At 43.8% G+C, this 22,309-nt stretch carries 20 protein-coding genes; 5 read left to right on the forward strand and 15 right to left on the reverse strand.

Annotated elements, in window-relative coordinates:
- Positions 1-8: 8 nt before the first annotated feature.
- From FKN88_RS02240 to FKN88_RS02290, 11 genes are all read right to left on the reverse strand, one after another.
- A complete protein-coding gene (locus FKN88_RS02240; RefSeq protein WP_187985766.1) occupies positions 9-1,379 on the reverse strand; it encodes a MotA/TolQ/ExbB proton channel family protein in 1,371 nt (456 codons plus the stop codon).
- Positions 1,379-2,146, reverse strand: a complete 768-nt coding sequence (locus tag FKN88_RS02245) for a DUF3450 domain-containing protein (RefSeq protein WP_158138475.1) — start codon at positions 2,144-2,146, stop codon at positions 1,379-1,381. Before FKN88_RS02245 ends, FKN88_RS02240 begins: the two co-directional genes overlap by 1 nt.
- Positions 2,147-2,389: 243 nt before the next feature.
- Positions 2,390-3,484 carry a chemotaxis response regulator protein-glutamate methylesterase gene (locus FKN88_RS02250; RefSeq protein ID WP_004395233.1) on the reverse strand — a complete coding sequence of 365 codons (1,095 nt, stop codon included), beginning with the start codon at positions 3,482-3,484 and terminating at the stop codon, positions 2,390-2,392.
- A gap of 77 nt (positions 3,485-3,561) precedes the next feature.
- Positions 3,562-4,401 (reverse strand): protein-glutamate O-methyltransferase CheR, encoded by an 840-nt coding sequence (locus FKN88_RS02255; RefSeq protein ID WP_158138476.1) that lies wholly within the window; start codon positions 4,399-4,401, stop codon positions 3,562-3,564.
- Between the two features lie 10 nt (positions 4,402-4,411).
- The gene (locus FKN88_RS02260; protein WP_110166926.1) at positions 4,412-4,933 is read right to left on the reverse strand and encodes a chemotaxis protein CheW; all 522 of its coding nucleotides are present in this window, start codon (positions 4,931-4,933) and stop codon (positions 4,412-4,414) included.
- Between the two features lie 9 nt (positions 4,934-4,942).
- On the reverse strand, positions 4,943-6,553 hold the full coding sequence (locus FKN88_RS02265; RefSeq protein WP_187985765.1) for a methyl-accepting chemotaxis protein: 1,611 nt from the start codon (positions 6,551-6,553) through the stop codon (positions 4,943-4,945).
- 66 nt (positions 6,554-6,619) lie between these two features.
- The gene (locus FKN88_RS02270; protein ID WP_306687165.1) at positions 6,620-8,758 is read right to left on the reverse strand and encodes a chemotaxis protein CheA; all 2,139 of its coding nucleotides are present in this window, start codon (positions 8,756-8,758) and stop codon (positions 6,620-6,622) included.
- A gap of 21 nt (positions 8,759-8,779) precedes the next feature.
- Positions 8,780-9,094, reverse strand: coding sequence for an STAS domain-containing protein (locus FKN88_RS02275; protein ID WP_004395228.1), 315 nt, complete (start codon positions 9,092-9,094; stop codon positions 8,780-8,782).
- Positions 9,095-9,104: 10 nt separating this feature from the next.
- The gene (locus FKN88_RS02280) at positions 9,105-9,473 is read right to left on the reverse strand and encodes a response regulator (RefSeq protein ID WP_004395227.1); all 369 of its coding nucleotides are present in this window, start codon (positions 9,471-9,473) and stop codon (positions 9,105-9,107) included.
- A 32-nt stretch (positions 9,474-9,505) separates the two neighbouring features.
- On the reverse strand, positions 9,506-10,684 hold the full coding sequence (locus FKN88_RS02285; RefSeq protein ID WP_004395226.1) for a methyl-accepting chemotaxis protein: 1,179 nt from the start codon (positions 10,682-10,684) through the stop codon (positions 9,506-9,508).
- Positions 10,685-11,106: 422 nt separating this feature from the next.
- Positions 11,107-11,877: an MBL fold metallo-hydrolase gene (locus FKN88_RS02290; RefSeq protein ID WP_004395225.1), complete on the reverse strand. Its 771-nt coding sequence runs from the start codon at positions 11,875-11,877 to the stop codon at positions 11,107-11,109.
- Positions 11,878-12,106: 229 nt separating this feature from the next.
- On the opposite strand from FKN88_RS02290, the gene FKN88_RS02295 reads away from it, so the two are divergent.
- The 4 genes from FKN88_RS02295 to ugpC all read left to right on the forward strand — a co-directional run bounded on the left by FKN88_RS02295 (position 12,107) and on the right by ugpC (position 16,409).
- A complete protein-coding gene (locus FKN88_RS02295) occupies positions 12,107-13,399 on the forward strand; it encodes an extracellular solute-binding protein (RefSeq protein WP_158143857.1) in 1,293 nt (430 codons plus the stop codon).
- 118 nt (positions 13,400-13,517) lie between these two features.
- Positions 13,518-14,399, forward strand: coding sequence for an ABC transporter permease subunit (locus FKN88_RS02300; RefSeq protein ID WP_004395223.1), 882 nt, complete (start codon positions 13,518-13,520; stop codon positions 14,397-14,399).
- Between the two features lie 23 nt (positions 14,400-14,422).
- The gene (ugpE, locus tag FKN88_RS02305; protein WP_158138483.1) at positions 14,423-15,265 is read left to right on the forward strand and encodes a sn-glycerol-3-phosphate ABC transporter permease UgpE; all 843 of its coding nucleotides are present in this window, start codon (positions 14,423-14,425) and stop codon (positions 15,263-15,265) included.
- A gap of 49 nt (positions 15,266-15,314) precedes the next feature.
- Entirely contained in the window at positions 15,315-16,409 is a 1,095-nt protein-coding gene (gene ugpC / locus FKN88_RS02310) for a sn-glycerol-3-phosphate ABC transporter ATP-binding protein UgpC (RefSeq protein ID WP_187985869.1), read from the forward strand.
- A gap of 23 nt (positions 16,410-16,432) precedes the next feature.
- On the opposite strand, the gene maiA is transcribed toward ugpC, so the two are convergent.
- The 4 genes from maiA to hppD are packed head-to-tail and all read right to left on the reverse strand — an operon-like array spanning position 16,433 to position 20,296.
- A complete protein-coding gene (gene maiA, locus FKN88_RS02315) occupies positions 16,433-17,071 on the reverse strand; it encodes a maleylacetoacetate isomerase (RefSeq protein WP_154168118.1) in 639 nt (212 codons plus the stop codon).
- 3 nt (positions 17,072-17,074) lie between these two features.
- Complete coding sequence (locus FKN88_RS02320) at positions 17,075-18,091, reverse strand: fumarylacetoacetate hydrolase family protein (protein ID WP_187985763.1); 1,017 nt, start codon at positions 18,089-18,091, stop codon at positions 17,075-17,077.
- Entirely contained in the window at positions 18,088-19,230 is a 1,143-nt protein-coding gene (locus FKN88_RS02325; RefSeq protein ID WP_154170643.1) for a homogentisate 1,2-dioxygenase, read from the reverse strand. The genes FKN88_RS02320 and FKN88_RS02325 overlap by 4 nt, the downstream gene beginning before the upstream one ends.
- A complete protein-coding gene (gene hppD / locus FKN88_RS02330) occupies positions 19,223-20,296 on the reverse strand; it encodes a 4-hydroxyphenylpyruvate dioxygenase (RefSeq protein WP_154168116.1) in 1,074 nt (357 codons plus the stop codon). Before hppD ends, FKN88_RS02325 begins: the two co-directional genes overlap by 8 nt.
- Positions 20,297-20,799: 503 nt before the next feature.
- Here hppD and FKN88_RS02335 point away from each other — a divergent pair.
- Positions 20,800-22,293, forward strand: a complete 1,494-nt coding sequence (locus tag FKN88_RS02335; protein ID WP_154168114.1) for an EAL domain-containing protein — start codon at positions 20,800-20,802, stop codon at positions 22,291-22,293.
- The last annotated feature ends 16 nt before the right edge of the window (positions 22,294-22,309 follow it).

Consider the following 22,309-nt stretch of genomic DNA (forward strand, 5'->3'; position numbering starts at 1 on the left):
TTCATCCCTTACGCCGCTGCGTGGTTGACGGCTTTTTTAGTATTCGCCGCTAGAGACTCACGTTCTGCTTGTTCAGCAACAAGCCCAATCCCTTGCTTCTCTAAGATGGTACGAATCGTTTCTGCTTGAGAGCTTAAGATATTATGAGCCAGCAATAGAGGCATTGCCGCGACTAGACCCAATACTGTCGTCACCAACGCCATCGAGATCCCTCCCGCCATGACTTTAGGATCGCCATTACCAAATTGCGTGATCACTTGGAAAGTCTCAATCATTCCGGTAACGGTACCAAGGAGTCCAAGCATCGGTGCTAAGGCCGCAAAAAGCTTCAGCATCGACAGTCCTTTTTCTAAACCAGCTTGTTCATCAACCACCGCTTCCAGCAAACGCAGTTCTAGCGCTTCAACACTGCGGTTTTGCTCTTTATCATAAACTGATAATACTCGGCCCAACGGGTTATTACTGCTTGGCTCAGATTGCTTAAGTTGCTGTTGAATGCGTTGTCGAGCCATCGCTAAAACGATGCCTCGATAAACAGCGATCCCTAGGCCAATCGCGAGTAATACCAAGATGATATTGCCGATCACACCACCGGCTTCAAGGCGTTGCTTCAACGTTGGAGTTAACGCCAGTTGTTCAAATAGAAGGCCTTGTGAAGGATCCAATACCAGCGATTGCATTTCTCCTTGTTTAAGATCGGTTAATGAAGAGAAACGCGCACCTTGAGCGGGCTGCTGTTGATAAGCGACCGCGTCTTGACGGCGATTATTCCAACTGACGTAACCTTGCTCAGTGACTAAAGCCATCGCACCAAGTCTAACCGCATCCACTTGTTGGGTTCTGCCTTCACCATCAATGAAAGCAATCGTATTCGTGCTGATTTCGCCACTGGCAATCACTTGCTCTTGCATTGCCTGCCATAAACCAATCAGTTGCTTCATCGAAGGTAAGGATTGTGCTGCGACAATCTGATCAACCACTGGTGCGTACTGCTGACGATCAACCCCCGTTACAGAATCACTTAGTGTCGCTTGTAACTCTTTTCCGTTTTGTCGAACGACACCAAAAATTTCACCTAAACTGCCGGTTTCCAAACGCAGCTTTTCTTCTAGACGAGCAAGACTATTTTCATTTTGGCTAAAACGGGTAGACAGCTTATCGGCTTCTACTTGTAAGCGATCTCTTTGCGCCATCAGAGCCTTTTTTTCATCGCGTAATTGCTGTTCCGTTTTTTGAAATGTTGCTTCACGCTGAACATTATGATTGCGTTGTACTCGACTCTCATTGTGTGCTTGTTCGGTCAAACCACCACTTGCATAAGCTGGAGTGAGTAATAACAGACTTAAACTCCATGCGACAAAGCCATATTTAGTGATCATTATTTTGCCTCCGCTGGAGTAAGAGAAACCGGTAGATAAAGCAGTGTCGGGGCAATTTGTTGATAGGCAAGTTGATAAGCGGTGTCAATATCCCCTTTCGATTTCATCGATAATGCTTGCCACTGTCCTTGTTTTTGATCCCAAGACCAATAGCGCGATCCATTACGATTGCGTGCTAATAATGAAACTCGGCCGACATAAAGAATATCCGCTTCAATCGTTTCTTTATCAGCTAAGGTGATTCGATCTTGGTAAACCCCTAATTTCGTGCCGTAATCCATCTCGATTTGATACGCTTCAAGAATTCGGCGATATTTCTCAGCATCACTCACATCGGAGCGTGGCATTAACTCTTTGAGTCGCTCAAGGCGCTCTTGGCGAGCGGAAAGACGTAAGGGTTTATCTTCACTGATTAAAACATCTAAACCATCGATCATTTGATACATCAAAGGCACAATCCCCTGACGAGTCTGATGAACCTCAATGATCTGCTCATCTAAACTCGTCATTTCACTTTCCTGACTGGCTACTAGCGAGAGTAAATGATCACGATAAATGGTTAAATTTTTCACTTCTTCATTTAATCGCTCAATGTCCGCTTGAAGAGATAAGGTTGCTTCTGCACTTTTATCGACGTTCTGCTGACTCACCGCTGAAGCGCGATTGGTGGTTTTTTGGATTGTTTTTGCATCATCCAGCACACTGGCATGCGCCGCTAACACGCTTAGCGCTGAAAATAAGATTAGGCTAGGTTTGGTTAAATTCATCGTTGTCATCAATTACCACATGAGAATGCTGACATGTTATTGATAAAGGCTCTCATTATCAACTGTATTTTCAATGAAAATCTGCTCTGGCTGCGATTATAAGCGTAAACAATGTAAAGATAGCCAACGCGGACAGAGATAATAAGCCTCAAAAGACTGACGTTATAAGTCGGCGGCGAGTCAATTACGCCTCATGAGGTTCGATAACGATGAAATTATGGCAACAGCCCCGAGGAAGCACGATCACTTGATGTGCTGAGTAAAACGCAGAATTTGTTTAGGAATGGCGGATAAAGGACAAATAGTCTGCACCGCACCAAGGGCAATCGCCTCTTTCGGCATACCAAAGACGACACAACTGGCTTCATCTTGCGCGACGGTTGACGCACCATGGTCAAACATCGCTTTTAACCCTCTGGCTCCATCATCGCCCATGCCAGTCATGATGATCCCGAGTACATTACTTCCGGCCTGCTGAGCTGCGGAACGAAACAACACATCGACAGCCGGTTTATGTCGATTGACTAAAGGTCCATCAAACACCTCGACTTTGTATTGAGCACCACTGCGCAACAACTTAGTGTGTTTTCCTCCAGGAGCAATCAATGCGATACCAGGCAGCACTCGATCGCCACTTTTGGCTTCACTGACCGTCATCTGACTCAATGAATTGAGGCGCTCAGCAAACATTGCGGTAAACTTTTCTGGCATATGTTGGACAATCACAATCCCCGGCGCGTGTTTCGGTAAATGGGTTAAAACGTATTCCAAGGCTTGTGTTCCGCCTGTCGAAGTGCCGATGACGACGATTTTTTCACTGCTCAATAATGAATTGATCGGTAATGAAGCTGCTGGCTGAGTCTGAAATTTATGTTCCGTGGATAATGATTTGTCAGAGTGAGATGCTGAAGCATTGAACAAATTTTTAACTTTCGCCTTCGCGGCTCCCCTTACCGCTTGCAGCACTTGATTGGCGCTATCTTCTAAAAAATCTTTTAAGCCCATTTTGGGTTTAGTAATGATCGTAACGGCACCAGCTTGTAATGCCTCTAAGGTCACTTGAGCGCCTTTTTCGGTTAATGTTGAACAGATAATTACCGGTGTTGGTCGCTCAGCCATGATTTTTTTCAAGAAGGTAATACCATCCATACGCGGCATTTCGACATCCAAAATAATCACATCTGGCCAGTTTTTTTCCATCCGTTTCATGGCAAATAGCGGGTCTGCCGCCGCAGGAAGCAAATCGATATCTGGTTGTTCAACTAATATTTGGCTAAGCACTTGCCTGACGACCGCTGAATCATCAACAATCAGGACTTGTATTTTCTTATTTGTCATTAACCTTCCCTATTGAGGCAAAGGAGGAGAGCAATCATCAACGTTAAAGTATAGTTAACCACTAGCATTTTGATTTCTTATAGTTTTTGATAAATCGACGGACTGATTAACTTTAATGGCGCTTTCATCGACTGCAACGTTTCTGCATGACCAATTAACAGGTAACCGCCTGGATTAAGCTGACGCTGAATATTATCAATCACTTTTTGTTTCGACGCTGCGTCAAAGTAGATCATCACGTTACGCAGAAAAATCAGATCAAAATGTCCAAATCGAGCCAAGCTCTCTTGCAAATTAGCCTGCTGAAAAGTGACCCGATCACGTAAAGAACGAATCACTTTGAATGTATTGGCTTTCGCACCGACGCCTTTACGGCAATATTTTTGTAAATAGTGCAACGGAATATTACTACTGCGAGATAAGGGATAAATTCCGCTACTCGCTTGTGCGAGAACTCGGCTGTTGATGTCGGTCGCTACTATCTGCCAAGGTCGTGGATTGTTATCCATTAATAGCATCGCCAGAGAGTAAGCTTCTTCCCCTGATGAGCTTGCCGCACTCCAGCAACGCAGTGTTTGGGGATAATAGTTGGGGATCACCTCTTGTTGTACGAAAGTGAAATGTGCCTCTTCGCGAAAAAAGTACGTTTCATTGGTGGTGAGTAAATCAATCACCACCTGTTGCTCTGCTTTTTTATCAGCACTATCCGGTGCTAAAGCAAAAAAATCAAAATAAGCATCAAAGCTTTTTAAGCCAAGTTGATGTAAGCGAACATTAAGACGCCCAATGACCAAGGATTTTTTCGTTACGTTAAGGGAAATCCCCGCTTTTTCATATAACCAGCGTTGGTAACGAATGAATGTCTCGTCCGATAGCTGTGGCTGACATTCTGTATACACAGATTCAAGAAAAGACATCTTACACCTCTTAGCTCTTACCGAGTTCCTTGGCTACTTTATCAACCATAGCGAGCTCATCAACCGATAGCACTTTATCTTCCGCGAGAATGATGACAAAGTTATCCTGTAACTGAGCCATCGCGCGGATAAAATCTGTCCGTATCTGACAACTAAAAGCCGGCGCAGCACGAATATCGCTCATCGGAATATCAATCACCTCTGACACGCTATCCACCAGCACCCCTAAATCTTGGCGCTGATCATCGGTATCGACTTCAATAATCACAATACAGGTTCGTTTCGTGATCGCGCGAGCCTCTATTTGAAAGCGATGTGCCAAATTAATCACTGGAACCACTTCACCACGTAAGTTGATCACCCCTTGAATGAATTTAGGCATACGAGGGATCGGGGTTACTTTTCCGTATTCGAGGATCTCTTTGACATTAAGTATCGCAAACGCATACATCTCTCCGTTCAACAGAAAGGTTAAATATTGCTGATCGTTGATACTGGTTGCCAAGTTGGGTGTCGCTAACTGTCCCATCATACGATTCTCCTAAAAACGTACATAGTCCGAATCATCATCGTCTTGAGTGACTCTTGAGGCTTCAGGCGATGATTTGGCAGAGGGTTGCTGTTTTTTACTCGCCAATTTCACTTGTCGCTCATCGGTCTTAAAGAAGGTCATCAATTGTTGTAACTGCTGAGCTTGGCTACTCATTTCTTCGGACGTGGAGGCTAACTCTTCGGATGCTGATGCACTTTGTTGCGTGACACTATTGAGTTGTTCCATCGCTTGATTAATTTGTGATGCACCAGTGGCTTGCTCCATAGATGCCGCGTTGATTTCTTGTACCAGATCAGCGGTCTTTTGGATCGAAGGGACAATCTCTTCTAACAAACTTCCGGCTTGCTCTGCCAAGGCAACGCTATTTTTCGCCACTTCACCAATCTCTTGCGAAGCCACTTGGCTGCGCTCGGCAAGTTTTCTTACTTCTGCCGCCACAACAGCAAATCCTTTACCGTGGTCACCAGCCCGAGCCGCTTCAATCGCTGCATTCAAAGCCAGCAAGTTGGTTTGATAAGCGATGTCGTCGATAATGCTGATTTTTTCTGCTATTGATTTCATTGCGGCCACTGTTTTGCCCACCGCGTTGCCGCCTTCTTGGGCTTCTAAAGCCGCTTTACTGGCAATCCCGTTAGTTACTTTGGCATTTTCAGTATTTTGGGCAATAGAGGCTGACATTTCTTCAATTGAAGAGGTGGTTTCTTCAACACTCGCCGCTTGTTCACTCGCACCCTGACTTAAGTTTTGCGCCGTCGCTGAGACTTGCTCTGACGCAGAAGCCAATGCATTACTTGCCCCATTCACTTCACCGACAATACTAGATAGCTTACGAACCATTTGCTGCATGGAATCGAGCAAACGCCCCATTTCATCTTTACTGGTTGCTTCTAGCTTGGTGGTTAAGTTGCCCTTCGCCAACTCTTGAGATAGATGGACCGCTTTTTCTAATGGGCCACAAATTCCCCGAATTAAAGCAATTCCGAAACTGAAAGCCAAAATCAGTCCAACTGCTATCGAAGAGATGGAGACCAAACGTAGCGTTTCATACAATGTACTTTCTCTATTATATTCCGCTGCTGCTTCTTGAATTTGCAAATCAACCAATAGATCCAAAGACTGAGCAACGGGGGGATATAGAGGTCGAACCCTTTCCAATGCCAATGAGGTGGCAGTTGCAATATCCCCCATTCTTAATGCAATCAATGTCGGTTCAATGGCTTGCTCAATGAAGATTTTATTGTCGCGCTGAAACTGATTGACCAAGCGAGCTTCTTCCTCGGTTAACGTCGTCGTGATGTATCGAGACCAGATTTGATCAATCACTTTTAAGTTATCTTCTACATTCTTGACTTGAGCGTTGATATTCTCATCATCGGGATACAACTGAGCAAACGCCATCGCAATCCGATTTTGTAAGAAACGAACTTTAATATCATTTAACTGACCAATCGGAATTGTTCGATCAAGATAAACCGTTCTTAAACCATCAACCATTTTGCTCATGCCATATAAGCCCGCCGAACCAACACCGATTAATAACACACCTAACAAACCAATGAGTAGGCTGAGCTTAATTTTTACTGATAGATCCTTAAACATTGCCAGATTCCTTATAGCGGTGACGCGCATTATGCGCTTAATCTGATACCTTGTGCGCTGTAGATATTAATGCAGCGCAAATTGTTGTGATTCTTGTTGAATCATTTGCTGCGTTAAACCAGGAATATCTAAAATCAAGGCAATATCCCCATTCCCTAAAATAGTAGAGCCACTGATCCCTTGGATATTCTCAAAAATAGGTCCGAGCGGTTTAATAACGGTTTGTAACTCGCCCAACAATCGGTCAACCACCAATCCAGCCATTTGCCCACCAGTTTGTACAACAACCACATTTTGCCGACGAGGCGCTTGCTTACTTAAGTTGAACTGTTTACGTAAATCAATCAGTGGTAAAACACTGCCGCGCAAATTAAGGTGACTGCTGACTTTTACCCCTTGCTTGGTCACTGGGTGATGCAGCTCAACGCACTCTTTAACTGCATCAAGAGGTACAACAAACTCTTCATCACCGACTTCAATTAAGAACCCATCGATGATCGCCAGAGTTAATGGCAAAATTAAACGGACTGTGGTGCCAATCGATAGCTCACTTTCTATCTCGACTCGACCACGTAATTCATTGATGTTTCGACGCACCACATCCATGCCAACCCCTCGTCCCGAGAGATTAGAAACCTCTTGCGCCATTGAAAAGCCCGGTTCAAAAATCAATTGATACATTTCATCTCGGGTCAATACCGAGTGCTCATCAATCAACCCTTTTTCAATGGCTTTTAAACGCAGTTTTTCAGCATCAAGTCCTTTACCATCATCGATAATTTCCAATACGATGTTGCCTGAATCATGGTAGGCATTTAAGGTGATTTGTCCTGAGTGATTTTTGCCTTGCTCTCGCCTTTTCTCAGGCATTTCAATGCCATGATCCATGGCATTACGAATCAGGTGCATCAGCGGGTCACCGATTTTCTCGACCACCGATTTATCAAGCTCAGTATCTCCGCCATGAATATCAAGTTGGATCTCTTTACCTAACTCTTTAGCAACATCGCGTACGACCCGTTGAAAACGGATAAACGTATTGCCAATCGGTACCATTCTTAACTTTAATGCCGCATCTCTGACTTCTTCTAATAGGCCATTGAGCCGAGAGACCGATTCTTGCATTGCGCTATCGGCATGACTGCTGGCTTGTAAAGCGCAGCCCGCTCCAGCGGTGACCAACTCTCCAATCAAGTTAATTAACGTGTCGAGCTTTTCTGCATCAACACGCAAGCTTTTTTGTTCGCGATTGACGGCTTCATTCGCCGCTGATTTTGCCACGGCAGCGTCCGATTTAACCGGCTTAGCTTGAGTGATCGATTGAACGGGGTCCTCTTGCACTTCAATCGGTGACTCAGCGTCAATCAACGGCTCAGACAAAAGATCCAGTTGTAAGCCACAGGCTTGAAAATGCTCAAGATTGTGCATACCTTTCTGTTGTAACTCATCAAGTAAGGCCGGAGTACACTGATTGACGGAAAATAAATACACCTCGCCTTCGTCCCGAATAAATTCGAAAACCGCTAAAATTTCCTCATCTTGAGCATCACTATTGAGCGCTATTTGCCAACTCAAGTAACAATTTTCTGAGTCAAAGTCTGTCCACTCTTGGGGCAAGCCACTGTCATCGAAAATAATCTGTTCGATTTGGCCTAATTTGGCTAAATAAGCAAAAAAGGACAGCGGATCCATCCCATCCTGTAAAGCACTTTGCGGAAACTTTACCCATAGAAAACGCTGAGCCTCTACCGTAGGTGGAGCGCTGTCTTTGATTGGTGCATCACTGGTTTTCACGTCTGGTTGCTCGCCAAGAAACGCGTTTAATTGTTCAATCAGTGTTTCACTGATTTGCTGGTTATCCGCGTGATGCTGCTGCTCAAATTGCGCTTCATCGAGCAGAGTTAGCATATGATCACGACAGCGAAACAACAGACTGATCACTTCACCAGTCAAAACCAATTGTTCTGAGCGTAACTGGTCAAGTAGGTTTTCTACTTTATGTGTAAAGTGGACAATCGCATCAAGATTAAAAATACCTGCCGAGCCTTTAACCGTATGCGCAGCACGGAAGATAGCATTGAGTCTTTCGTTTAAATCTTGATGATTACCCGCTTCAAACTCGAGTAAATCCAGCTCCATACCTTCTAATAATTCACGGCTTTCGGTGTAATAGGTTTCAAGTGCAGCCAACAGCATCGGATCCATGTTTATACTCCTATTCGCGCATTACGTATTGGGCTGCAATGCCAAATTATGGTTAAGGGCATTAACGCCTAATTTAGCCATCACTTGGATAAACAAAGGATTCTCTACCAGTAACAAACATTGCTGCTGTTGCTCTCGTTTCGCTTTATTGACCATTACTAATAATTGAATCGCGCTGGTGTCAAGATCAGTAATGCGCGTAACATCAATCAATAAATCAATCGGCTTCATAACCCATGGCGTCAAAAACTCATACATTTCCTGCGCTTGATAAATCGTTAACTCGCCGGATAACTCAATGTTGACGTGTTGATCATTTTCTTCGAGGATCTGCATACCTTAACTCCTAAGCTGGCATCAGTTTATTCACCGCCGCCAACATTTGATCTGGCACAAACGGTTTCACTACCCAAGCCTTCGCGCCCGCTAAACGGCCTTGATCTTTTTTCGAGGCTTCCGATTCCGTGGTCAACATGATCACGGGCGTGAATTTGGTCGCAGGTTGTTTTTTCAGTTCTTTTAGTAAGGTCAATCCATCCATATTGGGCATATTGACGTCACTGATCACCAAGTGGACTTTAACGCCTTGAATTTTTCTTAGCGCATCAGCACCATCAATGGCTTCAATAGTTTGGTAACCCGCGCCTTTTAGAGCAAGGCTAACAACTTGACGAATGGCTGCAGAATCATCGACAACCAAAATTGTTTTACTCATCCTCAAACCTCCTGCTTATGGTTTGCTGTTCGTTAGAAAAAGGTAATGTCAGATTGCACTTCTGGTTTACTACTATGAGTAGATTTTTTACCCGTATGAACTTGATGCTGCTCAATCATGGTGTAACTACTCTTCATTTTATCGAGCCATTTTTGCGGCGATAATTGTCCGACAATCGGATGATTTCTATCTTGTTGAACTAACGTAATGGCATCGCCTAACTCGGTTAAATTACGGGTAATTTGCTCTAAAATTTGACTCACCCTATCTTGGAACTGAAGGCGAATGATCACGTGTGTCACCGTCTCTTTGACTTGTTGGGCATCTTCAGTGAGCCCTTGAGCTTGTTCATCTAACGTTTGCACTATGTGCTGAAAATGGTTGATAACTTCATCAATGCATTGCTCGGTGTTATTCATTTGCTCAGTTTCATCTTTATTAACCTGTTCAACCATTTCACAGGCTTTCTCGATAGCAGCATTAACGCTATTCACTTGCTCTGTCATCTTGCTCGCGGTTTCTCTTGATTGTTGAGATAAACCACGCACTTCATCGGCAACCACAGCAAAGCCTCTTCCTGCTTCTCCAGCTCGCGCGGACTCAATCGCGGCATTGAGGGCTAATAAATTGGTTTTATCTGCGATACCAACCACTTCTCCAGCCATTTTTTTCAGTGATGTGGTGTATTTCATTAATTCACGCATCTCACTCAATACTTGCTGTCTTAGTGTTTGCCCAGCCCGTAGCGCATCTACCGCATTGTTAAGCATGCTACGACATTGATGGATTTCTTCCGTTACCGATTGCTCTTTACCGTGACTGTTCACTCCGGTGAGAGACAAGGTATGACTGAGCCGCTCGACCAGTTGAGAAAACTGCTGGCTCAACTCTGAAACAGAGTCTGTTAAATGTTGATTAGCAGAATCAATATGTCGTGCCCATACGGGTAATGATTCGATAAACAGGGGCTCTAACGAGTGATAGGACTCCAATTGAGACTCTTGTAACGCCGAGAGGTGTTCAATTTGTTTTTTTTGCTGTTTGACGGTTTGAATGTACGATTCATAATTCCAAGCGACGTAGCTAAGGCTGGCAATGGAAGCCAATACCAGCAACGCACTGATGTATAAAGGTAAACTCGAATAGATCACAACCATGCCCGATAACACTAGGGCAGGCATGAATAGAGGAACAAGCCTGAGCGCTAACATATGTGCAGTTATCCTATGCCGAACTAACGTAAAATTATGATTATTATTAGAGAGCTTATCTGTTACAACCAACCCATCAACACCAAAAAGCACTTAGGCGCATAACAAAATAAGGCTCAATTAAAAAGTAGCAGTCAGATATCAACTACGCAAATAATGGAATTGATTTAACATTACCAACTCGGATAAGTAGATAAAGTTATCTATTACCACTGAGAAAAGTGTGCCAGATGGGTGAATTCAGGATTGTTGTCGATGGTGTGGGTGATATGAAGATCAAACTAAAGCTCAACCCACTATACCCAAACGGCTGAAAGTTGCAGGTAGGCGGCAAGTGAGTGAATCCCCATGAGCATAGGCAAACGACGTGATTGGGGTGAACGAAGGTAGCCAACACCGCTGCTTTAAGTTGGAAGGGGATATCAACGAGGAAACAAATGAGCTAACGGGGTAAACAGAAAACGCTTAAGTTTGATTTTTACTACTCGCCAGTGGGTGGCGGGCGTGATTGGTGTGGTATCCATCAAATGTTGATAGGCATGATCATCAAGGATGGCTTCGCCACCATGAGCCAGCAATAAACGCTGCGGATTGAGCTGATATACCCGCGCAACCGAACGACGATACTGTTTGGGAAAAAAAATAGGAAAAGGAGAGATCAGCTGTTTTTTTACTTCGACGATCAAATCGGCGACATACAAAATACTTTGCTGTGGATGAAAGAGAGAGATATCTCTATCGGTGTGTCCTGTCGTTTCTAAAACTTGCCATTCAGAAAACCCAGGAATCGCTTCACCGTCCATTAATTGATGATCCGCACGTAATTTACGAGGAAACCATAAACGACGCCTTGGCTTACCTAAACGCTTTGCCATCCAATGCGCCAAAGCTAAATCAGCCCAAAACATCACAATCCCTAACCCACCTTGATACCAATGACCCACTTGCGCACCAGAGACTATCTTACAGCCGGTTTTACGCCGCAATAAGTGCGCACCACCAGCATGATCAGGATGCATATGAGTAACCACCACCACCTTAAGTTCGCTCACTGAGCGACCTAATTGAGCAGTAATGTAATCCAGTATCAGAGACACATCAGCACGACATCCTCCATCCAATAGCATTAATCTATCTGGATATTCAACCAAATATAAATTTTGGATATGGCCGCGAAGGGTATGAATTTTCACAAATACTCTAACTGGTCGGTCCTGAAGGCAAGAAGACTAACCATACCACTCAAAGAAACAATAAATAAACAAAAAATCAACAAAAATGTTATCTGTGGCGCATTACAAAAAACAAACCAGAACAAAATCAAAGTGAAACAAACATTACATTAAATTGAAATATTTGACCGCCACCCTATTCAGCGAACCACTATGTTAACTCCAACTTTATATAATTAAGGGAAATATAATGCACAAGCTATGGCTAGCGGGTCTGATGGCAACCACTTTTTCTGGACACACTCTTGCTGCGACCGAAATCACTTGGTGGCACGCAATGGGAGGGCAACTGGGAGAATCAGTCAACCAACTTGCAGCAGATTTTAATGCCGCGCAGAAGGACTATACCATCACTCCTATCTACAAAGGAGACTATACCGAAACCTTAACCGCAGGCATTGCTGCATTTCGTGCAGGTCAATCACCGCATATTCTCCAAGTGTTTGATGCGGGAGCCGCAACGATTATGAATGTCCCAGGCGTTGCAAAACCTGTACAAGATATTCTGGTTAATGCCGGTTACTCATTTAATGCTCAAGATTATCTGTCTGGTGTGCGTAATTTCTATGCGGACAATAAAGGCAAAATGGTTGGTATGCCCTTCAATAGTTCCACTCCCGTTCTGTATTACAACAAAGATATTTTAAATAAAGTTGGAGCTACGGCACCACAAACTTATGAACAACTTGAAGTCTTAGCCGAAAAACTAAAAGCAAAAGGTTACGTTACTTTTTCACAATCGCATACGCCATGGATTATGTTTGAAAACTTCAAATCTCGTCATAACTTGCCGCTCTCTGATCAGCACAATGGCTATGCCTCTCTTTCATCACAGCTGATGTTTAATTCACAAGATATGCTGATGCATTTTAATAAACTTAAAGAATGGTCAGATAAGGGCTACTTCAAATATTACGGAAGTAACTGGGATGCCAACCAAACGCCTTTTGAACGCCAAGAAGTGGCGATGTGGATGGGCTCATCAGGTTCCTTCGGTGGGCTGCGCGATAGAGTCCCGTTTGAGTTAGGTACTACCTACTTACCACATTGGGAAAAATTAAACGCTGAAGGCACTCATACTTTTATTGGCGGCGCCGCTCTGTTTGCTTTAAGTGGTCATACTAAAGAAGAAGAAAATGCCGTCGCGGCTTTTTTTACTTATCTGACTCAGCCTGAAGTACAGATGAATTGGCACACATCGACTGGTTATGTACCAGTCACCAATGCCGCTTATAGCCTAACCAAAGCCTCAGGCTATTATCAAACCTATCCCGATGCAGAAGTGGGCGTAAAACAGCTAAGCCTACCTTCCGGTGAATGGACACAAGGTTATCGCTTAGGTTTCTATCCGCAAATACGTGAAGTCATGCACCGTGAATTCGACAATATTTTTGCTGGACGCTCTTCGGTAGAAAATAGCCTTAAACGAGTCGAAGACGAAAGTAAAAATCTCCTGCAACGTTTTGCTCGCACTGTGCAATAACGCTCGTTGATTACAACAGACTTCAAACCGACGTTTCGTCGCTTGAGTCTCGCTCATTGAAGAGTACGGCGAAAATAGCCGCACTCTTCAGCACGATTTTTTATGACTGGAAATAACCGTGGAACGTCGACAACAATTTTCTCACACTCCTTTACCCTATTTGCTGTTAGCTCCGCAAATGGTGATTATCGCGATTTTCTTTCTCTATCCGGCCGCAAAAGCGATTTATCTTTCCTTTATGCTGGAAGACCCGTGGGGAATGTCCTCTACTTTTATTGGCTTTGAAAACTATCAGATGCTGTTTCAATCCCATGAATATTTGAAATCGCTGAGCTTCACTTTACTGTTTTCTATCGTGGTCTCCTTTTTATCACTCGCCATCGCTCTGCTACTGGCGGTCAAAGCAGATAACATCATTCATGGTCAAGGAGCGTACAAGGTTAGCTTAACTTGGGTTTATGCCGTCGCTCCTGCGATAGCCGGAATTATCGGTGGTTTTTTGTTTAACCCCCACATTGGCCTATTAACGGATCTTTTTGCGATGTTTGGATGGCAATTTAGCCTGCAAACCAATCCGTTTGATGCAACCTTCGCATTGATTTTGGTTTCCGTATGGAAACAGGTCTCCGTCAATTTCATCTACTTTCTCGCCGGATTACAGTCCATTTCTTATGCCGTTAAAGAAGCCTCAACACTCGATTGCGTCAGTGATGCCAAACGCTTTTGGACCATTACTTTTCCTTTGCTTGCCCCAACCGGATTTTTTCTCTTAGTGATTAACCTCACCTATGCCTTTTTCGATACGTTCGGCGTGATCGATACCATGACCAACGGCGGGCCAGGAGGTTCAACAACGTCTTTGGTTTATAAGGTATACCGTGATGGATTTGTTGGGGCGGATTTAGGCGGCAGTTCAGCACAATCTGTGATCTTATTACTGCTCGTTCTCGGGCTGACGTTTATCCAGTTCCGTGTGGTTGAAAAACGTGTTCATTATTAAGGTTTTATATCCAAGGAAGCAAAATGAAAAGTAATAACCTATTCGATCACTTAATTTTGATCACCGGAGCCTTATTTATGCTAGTGCCAATCTGGCTCATTTTTGCCAGCTCGACTCATCATCCCAACACCATCATCAGTGAAGGTTTGCAGTGGGGAATGGGCGATCAATTTTTGGCTATTTATAAAGAAGCGTGGCACAAAAGCCACGGATTTTCGGGCAATATTACCGCGCAATCGATGATCACCAATTCGATGATCATGGGGCTGGGTTTTGCGATCGGGAAAATTTTGGTTTCGATGATCGCGGCTTACGCTTTGGTCTATTTCCGGCTGCCTTATGCCAGCTTCTGGTTTTGGCTTATTTTTGTCACACTTTTATTACCGTTAGAAGTGCGAATCATCCCCTCTTATGAAGTCGTTTCAAGCCTAGGAATGCTCAATAGTTATACAGGGCTTATCTTGCCTTTGATTGCCTCGGCTACTGCAACCTTTTTCTTTCGTCAGTTTTTTAAAACGATTCCAGATGAATTGATGGAGGCAGCGCAGCTCGATAATGCTGGACCGATTCGTTTCTTCATCGACGTATTACTGCCGCTATCGAAAACCATGATCGCCGCCATTTTCATCATTATGTTTGTCGTAGGATGGAACCAGTATTTATGGCCCATCATGATGACCACCGATGAGCAATACAACACCATCGTGATGGGCATTAAACAAATTCTCAATAATATTAATGAAACTCGTTTACCACGTTATGACTACGCGTTCGCCATGGTGATTTTAGCCATGCTGCCGCCGGTATTCGTCGTGGTCATTTTCCAACGCTGGTTTGTTAAAGGATTAGTCGAAAGTGAAAAATAACTCTATGCATTTAGTCACCCCAACCTCACCACAAAAACTGGACAATGTTATGTTGGATATCAGACAGTTAGTCAAAACCTATGAAAATGGTCATCAAGCAGTTAAAGGCGTTGATTTGTCAATTAATGAGGGCGAATTCATCGTTTTAGTTGGACCATCAGGTTGTGGTAAATCGTCAATTCTACGTTCGATTGCTGGGCTTGAGCCCATCAACAGTGGAGAAATCCATCTAGCCGGTCGCCGAGTGGATAACGAAAAACCTGCGCTACGTGATATTGCGATGGTATTTCAAAACTACGCTCTTTATCCTCATATGAGCGTTTACGATAACTTGGCGTATGGCTTAAAAAATCGTGGGGTGGATAAAAAATCCATCGCTGAAAAAATTAATCACGTCGCTAAAACCCTCAAAATTGAAGAGTATTTAGATCGTAAACCCGCCAAACTGTCTGGTGGTCAACGTCAACGTGTCGCAATGGGACGCGCGATTGTCCGCGATCCGCAGCTGTTTTTATTTGATGAGCCACTATCCAACCTCGATGCGGCGTTACGCGCGCATATGCGCTTAGAGATAAAAAAACTGCAACGCAAACTCGGCGTGACCAGTGTCTATGTCACCCACGATCAAGTAGAAGCGATGACATTAGCCGATCGCATTGTGGTCTTAAACCAAGGAAAAATTGAACAAATCGGTCGCCCAAAAGAAGTTTACCACCAGCCGGCGAGTACCTTTGTGGCGAGTTTTATTGGTAGCCCAGCGATGAACTTTATCCCTGCATCATTAGATAGAGGCTATTTACAGGTTGGTCATCAAAGAATTTATCTACCGCACTATCAACAACTCAGCGCTCCATCATTAACCCTAGGTATTCGTCCTGAGCATGCTGGTCTTTCGAGCAGTGAAAACGCTCTGAATTTACGCTTACAAATCAGTGTCGTTGAACCACTTGGTCCCAATCAATTGGTGCATGGAAAAATCGCTGGGTTAACTCAACTCAGCGATTTTATTGCGGTAACACCTGAAATGGATGTAGATATTGATCAAACACTTAACCTATCGATCAACATAGATAACCTGCATCTGTTTGATGAACAAGGGAAGCGCTTATGCCCTACCTCATTAGCTCAGCGAGCTATCGCTTAATCATCCTAAGTTAAACGCTTCACTCAGCGGCAGCTTTCCGGTGCGGCTGAGTGAAAATCAGCTCGCTCACGCAGCGTATTGGTAATACGCATGATGTTTGGATAAAGGCTCATATCAACGGCAAAGCGCTCCGCGTTATACACTTGAGGTATCAGGCAGATATCCGCCAGAGAAAGTGCATCGCCGATACAATATTGCCCTGCACTTATAGTCAGCTTTTCTTCAATGGCGCGAAAACCTACCGCTATCCAATGTTGATACCACTGCGTTTTTTTGGGCTCATCCACAGCAAGGTTTTGTGATAAATATTGTAAAACCCTTAGGTTATTTAATGGATGAATATCCATTGCAATATCATGAGCTAGCGACAACACACGGTATTTTGCCTCACCTGAGACAGGAATAAGACGCGGCTGCGGGTAATGATCATCAAGATATTCAATAATCGCCAGTGATTGATTAAGAACGAAATCGCCATCAACTAACACTGGCACTAATTCACTCGCATTAAGCTGATGAAATACCTCGCTGTGTTGCTCACCACCTTGAGCGATGAGGTCAACCGGAAACTGCTGATAACTCAGCTGCTTAATTGCTAAGGCAAGACGCACCCGATACGTTGCCGATGAGCGCCAGTAGCCGTATAATTTCAGCTCACTCATCACCTATCTCCCTGATTCAATCACCGTTTGTTCAATACGACCAAATACGCTATTACCTTGATGATCGAGCATCTCAAGTTTTATCGTATCACCGACCTGCATAAAAGCGGTGCTGGGTTGCCCATCACGAATGGTTTCAATCATTCGTAACTCGGCAATACACGAATAACCGACACCCCCTTCACCGATTGAACTTCCGTACTCCGTGCCTTGCTTATTTGAGACGGTACCAGAACCAATAATCGTGCCACAGCATAAAGGGCGAGATTTCGCTGCATGGGCAATCAACTGAGGAAAATCAAAGGTCATATCGACCCCTGCATTCGGACAGCCAAACAACTGACCGTTATAGGTCGACAATAATGGTAAAGATAACTTAGCGCCGTCCCACGCATCGTTTAATTCATCAGGAGTCACTGCCACCGGAGAAAAGGCTGAGCTCGGTTTCGATTGGAAAAAGCCAAAACCTTTGGCTAATTCATTGGGAATTAACCCTCGTAGAGAGACATCATTCACCAGCATGATTAAGCGAATATGTTGCCCTGCCTGCTCCGCTGTGATCCCCATAGGGACATCATCGGTGATGACAGCCACCTCAGCTTCAAAATCTAATCCCCATTGGGGATCTACAAGTGGGATAGGTTCGTGTGGCCCCAGAAAACTGTCCGATCCCCCTTGATACATCAGCGGATCAGTCCAAAAACTCTCTGGCAATTCGGCTCCACGAGCACGTCGAACTAACTGAACATGGTTGACATAAGCTGAGCCATCTGCCCATTGAAATGCCCTTGGTAACGGCGAGGCGCAGTGATGTTCTGCAAACGGTACGGTATGAGTAAGCTGGCCGGCATTTAAAGCTTGGGAGATCTCTTGTAACGGCCCTTCCACTTTTTGCCAATCATCGAGTGCTTGTTGGAGTGTTGAAGCGAGGTGGTCAACAATCACACAGCGCTGTAAATCTCGACTGACAACTACTAATTGACCATCCCGTGTGTCATTTTTTAACGTCGCTAACTTCATGGCGTATCCTTGTGCTCTTTCCAGCTATAAACGTACTGAGGATTTTCTACTTCTTTAACCGCGTCACTAAATTGCAGGGCGTGGCGGGTATCAATCATTACCGCCACTTCATCGGTAAACGTTTTGCTGTTTTTTAATCCGGCTTGAAACGCTTTCGGATGAGGGCCATGAGTAAAGCCCGCAGGGTGAAAAGTCACCATCCCAGCTTCAATATTATCGCGACTGAAAAAGTCACCCGCGTGATAAAACAGTACTTCATCATAATCGTCATTGTTATGATAAAACGGTACTTTTAGCGCACCAGGGTCACTTTCAATCGGTCTTGGCACAAACGTACAGACCACAAATCCTTGCCCAACAAAGGTGGTATGTGCAGAGGGCGGTAGATGATAACGATGGGACATTAGCGGTCGAATATCTCGCCAATTGAGCCTCAGCACCGCCAGATCGCCATGCCACCCCACCGCATCTAGGGGATTAAAAGGATAGGTAATCACACTCACTTGATCGTGCCGTTTAACTTCAACGTGCGTGGTGCGTTCTGAGTACTGCGCCTGAAAACGTGTATTAATACTCGGCACTTCAAGCACCGCCGGGTCAAACAGAGCGTGCTGACCAACAATGCCTTTTTCTGGTAACGCATAAGCGGCATCCGTATTCTCGATCATCAACAAAAACAGCGGCTCATTAGGGTCTAAACGCCAAGTCGTTGAGCGCGGAATTAACACATAATCCCCTTCATGAATCGTCATATGGCCATAATCACAAAACAGCTCGGCACTGCCTTTATGAACAAATAATAATTCATCGCCATCCGCATTACGCACCAATTGGGTCATTGGTTGGCTAAGCTGCCAGACCCGGATTTTCACCTCTTGGTTATGCAGCAAATGAGGAACAGACCAAGGGGATAATTGTTCAGAGTGGCTCAAGTGGTTTAAATTAAATGCTCTTGGCCGTAAATCGCCCTGCCATTCGGTCCATGCGGTGGGGGGATGCTGATGATGAAAGTGACTCGCAGCGCCAAAAAAGCCACTGCGCCCAGCTTCTCGCTCATAGATCGCCTGCTCAGGAAAATCCGCATGAGCCTGTTTCGAAAACACCCCTTCGCGATGAGGAAACGTAAACGGTTTATGCATCATCTAGCACTCCACGACGAATTTGATCTTCTTCTATCGATTCAAACAAGGCTTTGAAGTTACCTTCGCCAAAACCTTGATTGCCTTTGCGCTGAATAATTTCAAAAAAGACTGGACCAATAACGGTTTGGGTAAATATTTGCAGCAAAATACCATCTTTGAGTGGCGCGCCATCAATCAATACCCGCAATTCGCGTAACTCATCAACGGATTCATGATGACCGGGAACGCGCGAATTGATTTTCTCATAGTAGGTATCTGGGGTTGGCATAAATTCCATGCCTCGCGCTCGCAACGTACGCACAGTGTGATAAATATCATTAGTGCTTAAAGCGATATGCTGAATCCCTTCGCCATTGTATTCACGCAAAAATTCTTCAATTTGTGATTTATCATCACGGGATTCATTGATCGGAATGCGAATTTTGCCACATGGTGAGGTCATCGCACGGCTAACCAAGCCAGTCAATTTCCCTTCAATATCAAAATATCGAATCTCTTTAAAGTTCGCCAACTGTTCATAAAAACCAGCCCACTTATCCATATTGCCTTGTTTTACGTTATGAGTAAGATGATCGATTTCACATAAACCAACCTGCTTATGTTGCAAACGCTGCTCTGCATCATCGTAAAACAAGAAGTCAACATCATAGATACTTTTATCACCATAGCGGTCAACAAAGTACAACAAACTGTCACCGATGCCATAAATCGCTGGAATGCTTAATTCCATCGGTCCTATTTCACCTTGATAAGCTGCGGCTCCACAACTTAAGGCATGTTGTAATGCCCCTGCTGCATCTTTAACCCGAAATGCCATTCCACACACCGATGGGCCATGCAGCTTTGCAAAATCAGCCGCTTGACTATGAGGTTGAGCATTGATGATGAAATTGATATCCCCTTGACGATATAGCCAAGCTTGTTTAGAGCGGTGCTTCGCGATTTCAGCAAAACCTAAAGAAGTGAACAGCTGTTTTAGTGCGTCAATCCCCTGTGCATCCGCTGCCGTGTATTCAACAAACTCAAAACCATCGGTACCAAGAGGGTTACTTATTGATGTCATGTCTAGGTTTCCTTTATAGGGTCGAAATCTCTATTAACCATGGCACGATTCAATAAAGTCGCAACGATCAGCAGATACCTATCTCCCTCTCTAAAAAACACTAAAAATGTAACACTTTTATTACATTAAATAACCATAATTCGTTTGCGTCCTCAGTGTCTCATCAATGTAGTGGTCATTTTGCGGGTAAACATGCTTCGAAAGAGCAGAGTTTAGTGAGTATAAATATTTATACAGGTGTAAAAAATGAAGTAGTTAACGGTCGATTAAACCTAATGAAGAGTTATTTTTTTAATGTCGCCTTAATGCCGCCAACGAATAACCGATTGGCGAAATCAATGACTGAATACTATTTTTAATTAATGAGGTTATATGTCCGCATAAAAAAAACAATATCTTCGATGAGTTATGCCTTGTACCTCAGCACGCTTGCTCTATAATGCGCAATCTATGCACAATCCGTTTCAAATTTAAGACGAAGTTAGAAATACAGGTAAAAAGCATTGCAAAATAAAAAAAGAGTCCTGCTCAAAAAAATATTATCTGCTTGTCTTATCCCTATTCCGATCGTTTTTTTTTACGCTTACTATACCAGCGTCACGAGCATTAATAGCCAGTTGAACACCATTGCCGATTCGTATGCCAAACGTATCGATAGCCTGATTGCTGATCTCCATGATGAAAATGCCAAAGCGTTATACAGCAATAAAAGCTGCGCACAGATTCAAGAAGACCTGTTATTTGAAAGTTTACTGCGTGAAATGTTGATCGTTGAAGATCAACAAATTGTTTGTTCGTCCAAACGGGGAGAGATGCAGTCAGATATCAGCGACTATTATCCCGATGGCATTGTCACCAGTAAAGAACGCTTCTTTGACTTGCAAAACGATCCAGCCATGCGCACTTTATTAGTGATTGATGCCGATAAAAACAATCCCTATCGTGGAGCCATTTCTGTTGTCGATCAAGGTTATATTCAAGCTCGTCTCGGTTATCACACCGACACTCGCATAGCTCAATTAATCGTCAAAGTCGGTAATCAATACTACCCAGCTAATAGTAAATTCATCACTAAACAACATAACGTAAAGGTCACATCGGCCAACCAACTTTTTACGTTACAAATTGTCGCTAGTGACTCTTTTGTTACTGAACAGATAACCTTTTATCTACTGAGTGCCCTTCCGGCCTCGATTGCACTTTCACTATTCATTTATGTTCTGTTTTTATTTTTCACCGGCCGGACGAGCTTATTAGATGATTTAAAGAAAGGATTAGAACGACACGAGCTGTTTTTAGTCTATCAACCTGTCATCGACAGTCAGAAACAAAATGTGGTCGGCTATGAAGCGTTACTGCGTTGGATTAACCCTAAATTAGGTTTTGTTAAACCCGATACGTTTATTCAAATTGCAGAAGAGTATGGCTTAATCAATAAAGTGACCGATTATGTGATTAACCAAGCTCAAAAAGATGCTCAGCATTTACCTAACCATCAGCAATTACACCTTGGTATCAACGTTCCACCTTGCTATCTTTCACACCAAAAGCATATTCATCGTTTAATCCTTTGTGCCAGTCATCTTGCTGCTCAAGGAATTCAGTTGGTGGTTGAAATTACTGAACGCCAACTGCTGGATAAAAAAGGACAAACTATTTTACAAGAATTACGGCAAGCTGGTGTGATGATCTCTATTGATGATTTTGGCACAGGACAAACCTCATTATCGGTCCTGCAACATATTGCTTTCGATTATTTAAAAATCGATAAATGCTTTATTGATTCAATTGGCGTGCAATCGGTTAGTGCGCCGATCTTAAATACCATTATTGAGCTGGCTCATCAGCTTAAGGTCAATATCGTCGCGGAAGGAGTGGAACATGCCGCTCAAGCCAAATACCTTGCCAACAAAGGGGTTCAATATCAACAAGGGTATTTCTACTCTAAACCTCTCGAGCTTTCGGCAATAACAAAGGGGAAATCATCCACATCCTAATGAAGACCAGCCAGAA

Origin of the sequence: Vibrio sp. 2017_1457_13 (genome assembly GCF_030851525.1) — a bacterium.
GTDB lineage: Bacteria > Pseudomonadota > Gammaproteobacteria > Enterobacterales > Vibrionaceae > Vibrio > Vibrio metschnikovii.

Excerpts from the sequence above, each read along its gene's own strand:
- FKN88_RS02255 (WP_158138476.1), bottom strand. The coding sequence starts at position 4,401 with ATGTCTTTTCTTGAATCTGTGTATACAGAATGTCAGCCACAGCTATCG.
- FKN88_RS02265 (WP_187985765.1), bottom strand. The coding sequence starts at position 6,553 with ATGTTTAAGGATCTATCAGTAAAAATTAAGCTCAGCCTACTCATTGGT.
- FKN88_RS02260 (WP_110166926.1), bottom strand. The coding sequence starts at position 4,933 with ATGATGGGACAGTTAGCGACACCCAACTTGGCAACCAGTATCAACGAT.
- hppD (WP_154168116.1), bottom strand. The coding sequence starts at position 20,296 with ATGACATCAATAAGTAACCCTCTTGGTACCGATGGTTTTGAGTTTGTT.
- FKN88_RS02245 (WP_158138475.1), bottom strand. The coding sequence starts at position 2,146 with ATGAATTTAACCAAACCTAGCCTAATCTTATTTTCAGCGCTAAGCGTG.
- FKN88_RS02280 (WP_004395227.1), bottom strand. The coding sequence starts at position 9,473 with ATGAGTAAAACAATTTTGGTTGTCGATGATTCTGCAGCCATTCGTCAA.
- FKN88_RS02285 (WP_004395226.1), bottom strand. The coding sequence starts at position 10,684 with ATGTTAGCGCTCAGGCTTGTTCCTCTATTCATGCCTGCCCTAGTGTTA.
- FKN88_RS02275 (WP_004395228.1), bottom strand. The coding sequence starts at position 9,094 with ATGCAGATCCTCGAAGAAAATGATCAACACGTCAACATTGAGTTATCC.
- FKN88_RS02250 (WP_004395233.1), bottom strand. The coding sequence starts at position 3,484 with ATGACAAATAAGAAAATACAAGTCCTGATTGTTGATGATTCAGCGGTC.
- maiA (WP_154168118.1), bottom strand. The coding sequence starts at position 17,071 with ATGAGTGAGCTGAAATTATACGGCTACTGGCGCTCATCGGCAACGTAT.
- FKN88_RS02295 (WP_158143857.1), top strand. The coding sequence starts at position 12,107 with ATGCACAAGCTATGGCTAGCGGGTCTGATGGCAACCACTTTTTCTGGA.
- ugpE (WP_158138483.1), top strand. The coding sequence starts at position 14,423 with ATGAAAAGTAATAACCTATTCGATCACTTAATTTTGATCACCGGAGCC.
- FKN88_RS02240 (WP_187985766.1), bottom strand. The coding sequence starts at position 1,379 with ATGATCACTAAATATGGCTTTGTCGCATGGAGTTTAAGTCTGTTATTA.
- ugpC (WP_187985869.1), top strand. The coding sequence starts at position 15,315 with ATGTTGGATATCAGACAGTTAGTCAAAACCTATGAAAATGGTCATCAA.
- FKN88_RS02320 (WP_187985763.1), bottom strand. The coding sequence starts at position 18,091 with ATGAAGTTAGCGACGTTAAAAAATGACACACGGGATGGTCAATTAGTA.
- FKN88_RS02270 (WP_306687165.1), bottom strand. The coding sequence starts at position 8,758 with ATGGATCCGATGCTGTTGGCTGCACTTGAAACCTATTACACCGAAAGC.
- FKN88_RS02325 (WP_154170643.1), bottom strand. The coding sequence starts at position 19,230 with ATGCATAAACCGTTTACGTTTCCTCATCGCGAAGGGGTGTTTTCGAAA.